13 protein-coding genes are annotated in these 13115 nt (G+C 31.1%); 3 read left to right on the forward strand and 10 right to left on the reverse strand.

Annotation, left to right across the window (positions count from 1 at the left end):
* Positions 1-61: 61 nt before the first annotated feature.
* The 3 genes from JMUB898_RS10505 to JMUB898_RS10515 form a co-directional block, all read right to left on the reverse strand.
* A complete protein-coding gene (locus tag JMUB898_RS10505) occupies positions 62-1180 on the reverse strand; it encodes a glycerate kinase (protein WP_002441504.1) in 1119 nt (372 codons plus the stop codon).
* A 298-nt stretch (positions 1181-1478) separates the two neighbouring features.
* Positions 1479-1799, reverse strand: coding sequence for a bacillithiol system redox-active protein YtxJ (gene ytxJ, locus JMUB898_RS10510; RefSeq protein WP_002441501.1), 321 nt, complete (start codon positions 1797-1799; stop codon positions 1479-1481).
* 147 nt (positions 1800-1946) lie between these two features.
* Positions 1947-2837 carry an EMYY motif lipoprotein gene (locus tag JMUB898_RS10515; RefSeq protein ID WP_037541183.1) on the reverse strand — a complete coding sequence of 297 codons (891 nt, stop codon included), beginning with the start codon at positions 2835-2837 and terminating at the stop codon, positions 1947-1949.
* A 120-nt stretch (positions 2838-2957) separates the two neighbouring features.
* Between JMUB898_RS10515 and JMUB898_RS10520 the strand changes: the two genes are divergently transcribed.
* The 3 genes from JMUB898_RS10520 (at position 2958) to JMUB898_RS10530 (ending at position 4880) form a co-directional block, all read left to right on the forward strand.
* The gene (locus JMUB898_RS10520; protein WP_002441497.1) at positions 2958-3476 is read left to right on the forward strand and encodes a GrpB family protein; all 519 of its coding nucleotides are present in this window, start codon (positions 2958-2960) and stop codon (positions 3474-3476) included.
* Positions 3477-3608: 132 nt separating this feature from the next.
* Positions 3609-4541: a UDP-N-acetylmuramate dehydrogenase gene (murB, locus tag JMUB898_RS10525; protein WP_002441495.1), complete on the forward strand. Its 933-nt coding sequence runs from the start codon at positions 3609-3611 to the stop codon at positions 4539-4541.
* Between the two features lie 24 nt (positions 4542-4565).
* The gene (locus JMUB898_RS10530; RefSeq protein WP_002441494.1) at positions 4566-4880 is read left to right on the forward strand and encodes a CHY zinc finger protein; all 315 of its coding nucleotides are present in this window, start codon (positions 4566-4568) and stop codon (positions 4878-4880) included.
* 86 nt (positions 4881-4966) lie between these two features.
* Here JMUB898_RS10530 and JMUB898_RS10535 read toward each other — a convergent pair whose 3' ends face one another.
* The 7 genes from JMUB898_RS10535 to nrdI all read right to left on the reverse strand — a co-directional run bounded on the left by JMUB898_RS10535 (position 4967) and on the right by nrdI (position 12628).
* On the reverse strand, positions 4967-6013 hold the full coding sequence (locus tag JMUB898_RS10535) for a ferrated catecholamine ABC transporter substrate-binding lipoprotein SstD (protein WP_002441492.1): 1047 nt from the start codon (positions 6011-6013) through the stop codon (positions 4967-4969).
* A gap of 110 nt (positions 6014-6123) precedes the next feature.
* Positions 6124-6903: an iron ABC transporter ATP-binding protein gene (locus JMUB898_RS10540; RefSeq protein WP_002441490.1), complete on the reverse strand. Its 780-nt coding sequence runs from the start codon at positions 6901-6903 to the stop codon at positions 6124-6126.
* Positions 6900-7859, reverse strand: a complete 960-nt coding sequence (locus JMUB898_RS10545) for an iron chelate uptake ABC transporter family permease subunit (protein ID WP_002441488.1) — start codon at positions 7857-7859, stop codon at positions 6900-6902. The genes JMUB898_RS10540 and JMUB898_RS10545 overlap by 4 nt, the downstream gene beginning before the upstream one ends.
* A complete protein-coding gene (locus tag JMUB898_RS10550; RefSeq protein WP_126514797.1) occupies positions 7843-8817 on the reverse strand; it encodes an ABC transporter permease in 975 nt (324 codons plus the stop codon). The genes JMUB898_RS10545 and JMUB898_RS10550 overlap by 17 nt, the downstream gene beginning before the upstream one ends.
* A gap of 255 nt (positions 8818-9072) precedes the next feature.
* The gene (gene nrdF / locus JMUB898_RS10560; protein ID WP_002441483.1) at positions 9073-10041 is read right to left on the reverse strand and encodes a class 1b ribonucleoside-diphosphate reductase subunit beta; all 969 of its coding nucleotides are present in this window, start codon (positions 10039-10041) and stop codon (positions 9073-9075) included.
* 120 nt (positions 10042-10161) lie between these two features.
* Complete coding sequence (nrdE, locus tag JMUB898_RS10565; RefSeq protein ID WP_037541181.1) at positions 10162-12267, reverse strand: class 1b ribonucleoside-diphosphate reductase subunit alpha; 2106 nt, start codon at positions 12265-12267, stop codon at positions 10162-10164.
* Positions 12230-12628, reverse strand: a complete 399-nt coding sequence (nrdI, locus tag JMUB898_RS10570) for a class Ib ribonucleoside-diphosphate reductase assembly flavoprotein NrdI (RefSeq protein ID WP_037541178.1) — start codon at positions 12626-12628, stop codon at positions 12230-12232. The genes nrdE and nrdI overlap by 38 nt, the downstream gene beginning before the upstream one ends.
* Positions 12629-13115: the final 487 nt, after the last annotated feature.

Below are 13115 nucleotides of genomic sequence, written 5' to 3' on the forward strand. Positions count from 1 at the left end.
GTAAAACGTCGGGCGAAAAGTTTAGAATTTCGCCCGACGCTTTTTTTAAAATTGATAAACTTTATTGATTTAAACTCGTTTTGAGTAATTTAAGTGCTTGAACAGTATAGTGTCGAATTTGAATACCCATTTTGAAATCTGTATACGTTTCTGGCATATCTATAAATGTATTAAACATTGCTGTCACACCTTGTGACTCAAATAAATCAAACTTATCACTTGTCGCACAAATTGCAATTGCAGGTTTATGATATTTAGATGTTAAATCTGCAATTCGTAATGTCGTCGTTTCAAGAATTTGATCATCTTCTTTTAATCCTTCACCAAAAATGATTAAATCAGCTTGTTCAATTAAATCTTCTAAATGCGTAATTTGATTAACAAGTTCATGACTAGTTAAAATTTCAGCTTGATACAATCCTTTCAAGACAGCAGCAATACCACCGCCCGCGCCACCACGTTCAATAGGACCAATAGCTAATTTAAGTTCACTTTTGAATAATTCACTAAAATACCATACTAAATTATCAATTTCCGCAGCTTCATTTTGAGTTAATCCGTGCGCTTGGTACGTTTGCATGATTTCACTTTGTTTACCATATAAACGACTTGAAAAATCAGACATTAATTGTAATCGCGCCTCTGCAAGTTGAGGATGAATATTAGATAAATCCATTCTTCTAATGTATTTAATCTTATAAGCGCCTTCACTTACATCAACAATATTGGCCTCATCATCATAAAATTTTGCACCAAGTGCTTGTAACATTCCTGCACCAGCATCAAAGCTGCCAATGCCACCTAAAGAGATGATGATGTGTTTCGCATCATTATCGAGTGCTGCTTTTAAAACTTCTCCTAAACCATAACTTGAACGCTTATCGATAGGTTGATTTCCATTTAAGAATAGGTTCCCTTCTATCACGGTCATTCCACTATCAGTACGTCCATACATCGCTTCGACTTCATTCATATCAGCGTCATGTGCTTTAACGCGATACTTACTTCCAGATTGCCAAAGAAATACAGAATCCATTAACTCGTGACGTCCATTAAATAAAGGAACTTGAACAACATCTGCATCTTCAATTTGACTTGCTACCGCTTCTTCAACATATCTATTCGCTTGATAACTAGAAATAATTCCATTGAATTCATCCATGGCTACTAAAACTTTCATTGTCTTAACCACCTTATATCTTTTCTCTTTTTGGAAAATGATTTACAACTTAAATAATATAAAATATTCTCTATTCGATGATGAATGATAAACAATATGTTAAGTTCAAATAATCATTAACATTATCGTTTACATTTCATTTTTAAATTTATAAAAACGAACTGTGCGCTAACACTTATTCATTAACACATTATACATTTTTTACGTTTGATTTTCATAACATACGAAAAGCTTGCCATAAACTATCGTCAAACGATATCTATGACAAGCTCTATTTCTTTAAAAATAATGATTTGATTTATTCCTCAGCTTGTGCAAGTTGAGAAACGTTAATATCATCATGATCTGCATTCCATTTCATTTCACCATCTACAAAGTAGAAAGCTTGTGGTGATTCATGTTTTACGTTTGTTTTTTCAGCAATATAGTCCGATAATTTACGCTCTTGTTGTACGATTAAATAGTAACCATCAATATCTCTTTCATATAAAAACTTATTGAATTGATCATACGCATTTGCAGAAATTGGACAAGTTTCACTGTGTTTTAATATAAAAACATATTTGTTCTCTTCTAAGACTTGTTCAAATTGGTCAATTGAACTCAGCTTAATAGCCATTCTATTCACCTCTAAAAATATTTATCACATTTTATGAGCATATGCGTGATATTCATATCCCAAAAATCATCTCAGTGGGTACAATTATACACACTCTGCTGTGTAATGTTAACCATCAATTTTTATTTTATTTAATATAAATCTCATCTAATTTACTTTTTCTTTTAACTCATTATATTGTTGATTGAAGTCTTTATCTTTGTTAGAGATATCTTTACCCTCTTTTGGAAGTTTATCGACATCAATTTTAGATAATTTTTCACTTACTTCAATTGTGTCTACACGCGTATCATAATAATTTTGTAAACTATAATACATTTCAATCGCATTTTTTCTCGCATTATCTACATGTGAATCAGATATATTTGTTTGGTTAATATCTTTAATTTGCTTGTCAATCAACGGTGAAATGTGATCATTGATTGCTTTCTTAGCTGAATCTGAATCAGTTGTAGAAGAATCGAGATATTTTTTAGCTGTAGATTTTAATTGTTTATTATTTGCCTCTAGCTTAGACGTTAATTGATCTGCATCACTTTTATTTGTAGCTTTATTGATGTCGGACTCTACTTGCGATCTATTCTTCTCGAAAAGTTTCGTATAATCTAATATGTCTTCATTATCTTTAATTGAACGATTACATAAATCGACAAATGATTTTAAATCTTTGATTGAAGATTCTTTTGATTTCACACTTTCTAAATAAGTTGCGCGGAGTTTTTTAACATCATTTGTTTTTGCCGGTAATTGTTGTGTAGATTTCTTATATTTTTTAAATTCGGGAATGAGATAATTATTAATATCCTTTTGAAGTGCAATAAATTCTTTTTTATTTTTATCGGTCGTATCTGTTTTACTCAAATTATCTAACTCTTTTAAATGTATCTTATCTATAACTTCTTCAACATTTTCTTGCTTTTGCTTAACATCTTTATATTGATGTTCAAAATCCTTTAAATCTTTAGTTGATTTACTTCCACATGCAGTCAAAGTAATAGCAAAAATAACAATTGTAGTGATAAATAGTAATTTTTTCATATCTGCACCCCTTATCATTAAACATTATACATAAACGTATTTATTATGAAAATGAATTGTGTTATAGTATGTCAGACTTTACTGTATTTTTGAGAATGATTAATTTTTAAGGAGTAATTTATGTACGCATATGTCCAACCTTTAGTTAAAGATGAGTCTCATAAATCTTTTGAGAAAGAATATCTTCGCGTTAAAAATGTTTTGTTTGGCTTGTTAGATTCACCGGTCAAATACACGCAACATATCGGTGGTACACGTCATTTTAATTATGAAACAGAACCTATACTAGACGTGCTTGTCGGTGTAGATAATTTACATGATATTACAGCGCTAGATGAGAAACGATTAAACTATGCTGGTTTTTATCGATTACACCACTCTTATAAAAAGAAAGTGATGATGGCACGTTTTAATAACTTTAACGAACTTAAACAAGAAGTAAGATTACATATCATACAGTTAAATACTCCTTTGTTTGAACAATATCAAAATGTTGATAAAGTATTATCTCAAGATAATGAAATTTCACAATTATTTTCAAAGAAAAAGCAAGATATATTGAAACATGTCCAGACGATTCGTATGTATGAAAATCAAAAACAAAACTTATTTGAAAAGATACATAAGCAATTAAGTTAATTTAAGTTAATATATAAAACATAAGATACATCATCCCTATGTGTCTATATAATGTTAAAATAATATATTCAAATTTCGCAAATAACTTTTAAAGTTGATATAATAGTACTTATATTAAGAAGTTGAGAAAGGATGTTCAAGACGTTGAATAAAAATGACATCTTACGTGATTTAAAGTCAATTATTCCCGAAGACATTATTAAAGTGGACGAACCACTTAAACGTTATACCTATACTGAAACAGGTGGAGAAGCGGATTTCTATTTATCACCCACTAAAAACGAAGAAGTACAATCGATTGTTAAATACGCTTATAACAATAATATTCCTGTTACATACTTAGGAAACGGTTCAAATATTATTATACGCGAAGGTGGTATTCGGGGCATCGTTCTAAGTTTACTTTCTTTAGATCATATTGATGTTTCAGACGATGCAATTATAGCTGGTAGTGGCGCTGCAATTATTGATGTTTCAAGAGTGGCACGTGATTATGTATTAACTGGTCTAGAATTTGCGTGTGGAATTCCAGGTTCAATTGGTGGCGCAGTATTTATGAATGCTGGTGCCTACGGTGGAGAGGTTAAAGATTGTATTGATTACGCACTTTGTGTGAACGAAGAAGGCGACTTAATTAAACTCACTACCGAAGAATTAGAACTTGATTATCGAAATAGTATTGTTCAGAAGAAACACCTCGTAGTACTTGAAGCAGCTTTCACATTAGAACCAGGTAAATTAGATGAAATACAAGCTAAAATGGATGATTTAACTGAACGTCGTGAATCAAAACAACCGTTAGAATATCCTTCGTGCGGAAGTGTATTCCAACGTCCTCCAGGTCATTTTGCTGGAAAACTTATTCAAGATTCTGAGTTACAAGGTCACCGTATTGGTGGCGTAGAAGTCTCTAAGAAACATGCTGGATTTATGGTAAATGTAGATAATGGTACAGCTACGGATTATGAAGACTTAATTCATTACGTACAAAAGACAGTAAAAGAAAAATTTGATGTTGAACTTAATACTGAAGTACGTATTATTGGAGAGCACCCTGAGAGCTAATTCTGTAAGGAGGTACATCTATCTATGCCTAAAATATATGGATCAGTTATAGACAAAGAGACCAGATGTACTCACTATCATTCTTTTTTAGATGTTATTGCTATTAAGTTTAAATGTTGTAATAAATATTATCCGTGTTACAAATGTCATGAGGAGCATGAATCTCATGCTATAAAAAGATGGACAGAAAAAGAGTTTGATAAAAAAGTGATTATGTGTGGTGTTTGTAACCATGAAATGAGTATACATGATTATATGATGGTTGAAATGTGCCCCAACTGCAAAGCACATTTTAATAGCAGATGTAAGTTTCATTACCATTTATATTTCGAAATATAGAAAAACGTGATAAGACGTTGATTATAATACTATAGCTCCTAAACTGGATTTCATTAAAAAATCAGTTTAGGAGCTTTTTTATAAAATTACTTTTCTGCTTTATCGATTACTTTGTCTAATTCATCAATTTGTTTGATAGTAGTCGTTGAAGAACCAGAAGAGAAGTACCATAGTTTAGGATCTAATTCATAAACATTATTACTTTTAATTGCTGGTACATTTTTAATAACTTTATTTTTTAGAACTTGATTAGTCGTTGATTTACCACCTACAACTGACCCACGATCCATTGCTAGAATCACATCCGGATTTTGTTTGTTAATATATTCATTATTAATGTTTTGACCATGCGGACTATTGCTTACCTTTTTATCAGCAGGTTTAAATCCTAATGTATCAAATACTAAACCACCAAAACGTCCTCCTGGGCCATATGTTGATAATTCACCTTCATTTACCAATAAGTACATTACTTTCTTATTAAAGCCTTTAGTTTTATCTTTCATTCCAGAGATTTTTTTATCTAGGTCTTTATTAATATTTTTGGCTTTATCTTCTTTATCATAGATTTTACCTAAATTCTCTGTATTTTTCTTCATATCCTTAACTAAGTTATCATCACTTGTACCGACATATACTACTTTGGCATCTGGTGCAGCTTTTCTAAATTCGTCTAAATTTTTCTGATTAGCTGTTCTTCCTGAAATGAAGATAACTTCTGGTTTCGCTGATGCAACCTTATCAAAGTTTACTTCTTTTAAATTCCCTGTATTGATATACTTACCATCTTTAAATTTATCTAAAAATTTAGGTAATGATTGATTATTTTCTCCTTTAGGTAAGCCTTTTACTTTATCTGCCACACCTAATTCGTTTAACACATCAAGTGCACCATAATCTAATACTACGGCATTTTTTGGATTCTTTGGAACTTTGACAGTATTAGATATTTTTTTAGCATCACTTCCGTCACGTTCCTTACCGCTTGCTTCAAAGTTATTCTTGATGGTTACAGTTTCTTTTGAATCACTATTTTTATTCTTAGAATCTGAATCATTATTATTCGAACCATTACTACAAGCCGATAAAACTAAAACTAAAGATAATAATAAAAATAAGACAGTTTTTTTCATTTGTACGACTCCTTAATAAAATTTGACCTAAGTGCAGCGTTACATTTAAACTTTTCTTTTTATCTCTGTGCAGACATCACCCCTTTAACTATGAGTCTAAATTTCTAAGATTAAACTGAGTCAAAAGTAGCTTCATCATAATAAAGACAAATACGTTGTCCTCTTATTTCTTCTATACGGACATCCATTTCATATAATTTCTTCAATATGTCAGACTGAATAACATTATCTTTAACATCAGCTTTAACAATTTCACCCTGTTTAAGTGCAATAATATTGTCTGAATAACAAGAAGCAAAATTAATATCGTGTAATACGATAATGATTGTTTTATTTAATTTACGACACAATTCTCGTAACGTTTGCATTATTTGTACAGAATGTTTCATATCTAAATTATTTAGAGGTTCATCCAGTAATATATAGTCAGTATCTTGAGCAATCGTCATAGCAATATATGCACGCTGACGCTGACCTCCTGATAGTGTTTTGATATTACGATTTCTAATTTCTTTTAGTTGTAATAAATCTAAGGCATAGTCTACTTTGTCATAGTCTTCTTTCTTCATTCGTCCTTTCGAATATGGAAAACGACCAAAGTTAACTAATTGCTCAACAGTAATATTCATTTCAGTATGATTGGATTGTTTTAAAATACTTAATTTTTTAGCTAAATCATCAGTTTTATAATCTGATATTACTTTGTCTTCAATCGAAATTGTGCCATTGTCACAGTTAAATAAGCGACTCATCGCAGATAATAATGTACTTTTGCCAGCACCATTAGGTCCTATTAAAGAAGTCAGTTTCCCTTTTTCAATATCAACACTAATATCCTTTAAAATAGGTTTATTCTCAATCGTTTTGTCTAAATTTTGAATTTGAATCAATTTGCACTTCTCCTTTTAACAAGTAAATAAATGAAGTAACTACCACCTACTAAATCCACTATTAAACTGAATTCAGTGGTTGCTTCAAATAGGTTTTCAACTACCCATTGCGCCATAAATAAACTGATCCAACTAAAAAGTATGGTCGTAGGTAAAATATATTTATGTTCATAGGTCTTCATGAATTCATGTGCTAAGTTGACTGTTAATAAACCAAGAAACGTTACAGGGCCTATTAATGCAGTGGATATAGAGACAAGTAAGGCAACCAAAATAAGTAATAACCGCGTCATGTTTTCATAAGATACACCTAAATTAATTGCTTGCGCTCGCCCTAATAGAAGTACATCTAAATAAGGTCGAAGTATAATTGTTACAACAATTAAGATAACTAACAATATGCCTGAGACACTTACTAAATTAGAATTTGATGCTTCAAAGCTAGCAAACATGACACTTTGAACCGCTAAGAAAGATTCTGGATTCATTATAAGTTGGAGGAAACTTGTAATACTACGGAAGAATGTTCCTAATATCACGCCGACTAATAGGATAAAATAGACTGAAAAGTGACCTAGTTTAAATATGACTTGAAATAGTAGTAATGAAAATAACACCATAACAATCAAGGTAATTAAAAAATTAAGATAGATGTTTGTGACTACGGCAGCTTGCTCACCTAATATAAAAATGGGTAATACTTTGACAAATAAATAAACTGAATCAAGTCCCATAATGGAAGGAGTTAATAATCTGTTTGTAGTAATAGATTGAAAAATAACTACTGAGGTTCCTATTGCTGCACCTACTAATAGGATAAGAATGAATTTTTTAAAACGACTTTGGAATTGATATTCAAATATATTAAAGTCTAAACCTACAAATAAATAAAAAATGGCCATACAAATTGCTATAACGACTAGTATACTTATTTTTTTGTTAGAGCTCATTTGCATAATTTTTCCTACCTTTCATTAGCAAGATTAGGAAAATAATTGTGCCAAACACACCTATCGTTAACCCAATATTAATCTCATAAGGATAAACTATTATTCTGCCAATAATATCAGCAATTAATACAAAAATCGCACCGAGCATGAGTGTGTGCGGTAATGCATTTTTCAAATGATCACCTCTGTAAATAGAGATAATATTCGGTACAATTAATCCTAAAAATGGTAGCGTTCCTACTGTAACAACGACTAAAGCTGTTAGCGTTGCAGTAATAAATAATGCGATGTTAATGATTTTTTCATAACTTACACCTAAATTATGACTAAAGTCTTTTCCCATACCTGCAATTGTAAAATGATTTGCAAAAACAAACGCTAGAATAAGTAAAGGTATAGTGAGATACAATACCTCATAACGACCACTCGTTATAATGCCAAAATTTCCAGTTAACCAATTGCCAATGCTTTGTAACGCATTTGTTCTTAACGCTATAAATGTGGTAAAGCTGGATATAATACCACCAATCATAATCCCTAAGAGTGGAACAAAAATGACCTCTTTTACACGTATAAGATTAATTAATCGAACAAATATAAAAGTCCCAATAATACTTAAAGCAACAGCGAATAATAATTTGATTAAAATATGTCCATTTGGAAAGAACAGTAGTGAAATTAAAATACCTAATTTCGCCCATTCCATAGTACCTGCAGTGGTAGGGCTTACAAATTTATTTTGCATCATCTGTTGCATAATTAATCCTGCTAATGCAAGTGAGCTTCCTGAAAGGAGGATACTCACCGTTCTAGGAATTCGGCTTGAAAACAAAATGTTCATTTGTTCATCATTTAAATGAAAAATATCTAAGAGAGAGAGCTGACTCACTCCTATAAATAAAGAGACAATAGTTAAAATCACTAATAAAATAAATAAGGTATAACCTTTAAATATAAATTTCATTAGTCATTCTCCTTAATAAATATGTATGATGCGAAGTAAATAACCGACTTAAATGATAATGATTATCATTACCATTAATATTATAGATTATGTTATCGTTTTTCAATAGCTTTTCACATTTTTTGAAATTTTCTTTATAAATATTTCTATACAATAATTCGTAATACATAACATTATTTATCATTTATAACTTTTTACACGCAAAAAAGGAGATTCCTACTCAATTTAATAGGAATCTCCTTAATATATGTCATCTTATTTATCGAAAATAAAGTCTTCATCTTGTAAAGCCTCTACGTTTAACGCTAACGTATAGCCATCACCTTTAACTGAGAAGAAGTCATGGTTCTTAGTAGATGTATCCAATGCATTTTCAATAATAGGATTAAATTCACGTTCTTCAAAATATGGTTCAAATCCTAAGTTAGATAATGCTTTATTACCGTTATAACGTACATAGTTTAGAACATCTTCAGTTAAACCAATATCATCATATAGTAAATGCGTATATGAAACTTCATTATCATAAAGTTCATTTAATAATTTATACATTTCTTGATCAGCTTTTTGCTTTTCACTTTCTGAAAGTTCATTACGTAAACTTTGAGCATCTAGGCCAGTGAATACGCCATGAATTGATTCATCTAATAAAATTTTACGAATAATTTCACCAGAAGTTGTCATTTTACCTTGTCCAGCAAGATAAAGAGGATAATAGAAACCAGAATAGAATAAGAATGTTTCTAAGAATACACTTGAAACTCTCGCTATATATTGGTCAAAGATTGAAGCTTCTTTTCCCCAGAGTTTATGATAATTATCGATAATTTTATCTGATTTATATTTTAAATGAGGTTCTTCAATAACCCATGTATCTAGTAAATAGTTTGTTTCACTAGATGGAAGTAATGTTGTAAAAATATGAGAGTAACTCTTAGCATGAATTTGTTCCATCATAGCCATAAATGAGTACACGGCTTTTTTTCTTAAATCAGTCGTGTGTAACATAATCAAAGGCATACCATCATCTGCTTGATGTGTATCCAGACCAGTTAACCCTGCTAATGCTTTTTTAAATGTTTCTCTTTCAGAATCTGATAGTGTCTTCCAACTTGCAATATCTTTTGAAACTTTAAACTCTGTTTCTACCCACATTTGTGAGATATTTTGACGCCAAAACATATTCGTCATATCTTCTTGGGTATTCCAGTTGACTGCCTTCATGAAAATCCTCCTGTCTGTTTATGTATAATGTAGAGCATTTCAATCATAGAAATGGATGAATGTCATCATTTCTATATGATTGAAATATTCTCTAGTGGTTGATTTGTTTGAGTTATCTAATTAAATTGCACAACTTGTACACTCTTCTACACTTAATAGTTTATTTCTTGTGTAATAAAGTGATTTTAATCCTTTGTAATGTGCATAAACATATAATCTTGAAAGTTCACGTGTAGATATTTCTGAATTAACATATAAAATAGTTGAAATACCTTGGTCTACGTGAGTTTGAATTGTTGAAACTAAATCAATTAATTTCATTTGGTCAGTATTAAATGCTGATTTGTAATACCACATTGTTTCAGGTGACAAGAAAGGCATAGGATAAAACGTTTCAGCATTGCCATAAGTACGACGTTCAATCTGATCTACAATTGGCATTACAGAACTTGTTGCATTTTGAACATATGAAATACTTTGAGTAGGCGCAATCGCTAATCTATACGCATGATATAGTCCATATTGTTCAACTTCTTTTTGTAATGCTTTCCAATCATCTGATGTTGGAATATCTAGACCTTCGAATAATTGACGAACTTTTTCAAATTGAGGTTCAAATTCTTGTGAAGTATAAAATTCAAAATATTTACCATTAGCATAATCTGAAGACTCAAAATCTTGATATCTTTCTCCACGTTCTTTAGCAATTTCCATTGAACGTTCAATTGAATAGTAGTTCATCATCATGAAGAAAATGTTAGCAAAATCTTTTGCTTCCTCAGATTCATAGCCGATTTTATTTTTAGCAAGATAGCCATGAAGATTCATTACACCTAAACCAACAGAATGTAATTCGCTGTTTGCTTTTTTAACACCTGGTGCATTCTGAATATTAGCTTCATCACTCACTACAGTTAAAGCATCCATTCCAGTATGGACTGAATCTCTGAATTTACCTGATTCCATCACGTTAACAATGTTTAAAGAACCAAGATTACAAGAAATATCACGCTTAATTTCGTCTTCAGTACCGTAATCATTAATAACAGATGTTTCTTGTAGTTGGAAAATTTCAGTACATAAATTACTCATTTTGATTTGGCCAATATTAGAGTTCGCATGTACTTTATTAGCATTGTCTTTAAACATAAGATATGGATATCCAGATTGCAATTGCGTTTGGGCAATTGTATTTAACATTTCACGAGCATCTTTTTTCTTCTTCTCGATATTTGGATTAGCAACCATATCATCATAATACTTCTCTAAATCGATATCATCTAAAGTTACACCATATTCCTGTTTAACTGTATGTGGTGCAAACATATAGAAATCTTTGCCTTCTTTAGCCAAATCAAAGAATTTAGATGGAACGATAAGACCAGTAGAAATTGTAGATAAACGTAAATCTTCGTCAGCATTTACCTTTTTAGTATCTAAAAACTCTTCCACATCATAATGGAAAATATTTAAATATACAGCGCCAGCACCCGGACGTTGACCTAATTGATCCGCATAACTAAATCCACCTTCAAGTGCTTTTGCCACTGGTAATACACCTTTAGCAACGCCTTTGATCCCTTTAATAGCTTCGCCACGTGCACGTAGTTTAGATAAGTTGATCGCCACACCGCCACCGATTTTACTCAATTGCTTAGCTGTTGAATCGATAAAATTAATAGAATTTAAACTGTCATCTACTTCTAATAAGAAGCATGAAACAAGTTCTCCACGACGCGCACGTCCTGCGTTTAAGAAAGTTGGCGTTGCTGGTTGATAACGTTGTTCAACCATAGAAGAAATAAATTGTTTAGCTTGTTTAGTGTCACCATTTGCCAAATAGAGGGCAACAATTGCTACGTGTTGATTATAATCTTCTAAAAATTGACTTTTATCATTTGTTTTTAGAGCATAGTCTTTATAAAACTTACTTGCAGACATATAACTAGCAAATTGGAAATGGATTGATTTAGCAAACTCAGTAATTTCTCTTAAACTTTCTTCAGTATATTTTTCAAACACATTAAAATAGAAATTATTATCTACAAGATAATGTAAACGTTCGATTTCGTCATCGAAATATATAGTCTTATCATGGATTTCTTCAAGATAAACTTTTAAAGCTTCTTGATCTTTCTCTAAGTCGAAAAAACCATTATCTTTTCGCTTAGTTACTTCATTATTTAATTCAATATGATTGTATTTCTTCTCGTCCATGGTTTTCATTGAAATTACCCACCTTATCCTTAAATTCAATTACATCGTTATTCGTGCCTTGTACTTCAAATTTCATCAATAACGGAACATTATATTCCTCTGAGATTGTGCGGCCTGCTTTCGCAAAATTTTGTCCCCAATTGCGATTTCCACTTGCAGCTACCGCTTGTAATTGAGCGTGATTTACCTCTAAAAAAGATTGAACGGGTTGTGGCACTTCTCCAAATCCAATAGTGCCAGTAACTAAGATATAAGGTTCACTTACTGATTCTGTACAATTATCTTGAGTAATTTCCATCGTGTCATCAATTCCTGCTCTTTGAATAAAGCGTCTGACATTGCCTGAAAATGAGAAATATACTACTTTCATTGGATCACCTTCTTTCCTCAATCTTTAGCTGTCATGGTTATATCGAGTACTCACTAGCTCAAAAAATAAAATCACCACTAAAATAGAGGTGTACATCGATATAATTTTGTATTTAAAAGTTTTGATACTTAAATTTACTGTATCGAAAAGCATATCTATAAATGCGACTGGGACATCATTGATTAACTTAGCCTCATTTAATATATGAGCAGTCGATGTCTGAAATGAAAGTTGCTTATATCAAGTTGCTCTCAATCCTAGTCATCCATGCCGTCAGGGTCCCAACATAGAAAATTTCTTAATAAAGAAATTTTGCAAACAATGCAAGTTGGATGTGGAACAACGAAATTAATTTTACTAATTTATTTCAGTTCTACTCCCTTTTTAATGCTTTTAGTATCTCTATAAGTAAATAACCCCTATATATAGTAGCCAAAACTTAAATCATCACTATATGACAAATTATCTTTTTTGTAACTGATTACTA

The organism is Staphylococcus caprae, from assembly GCF_003966625.1.
GTDB lineage: Bacteria > Bacillota > Bacilli > Staphylococcales > Staphylococcaceae > Staphylococcus > Staphylococcus caprae.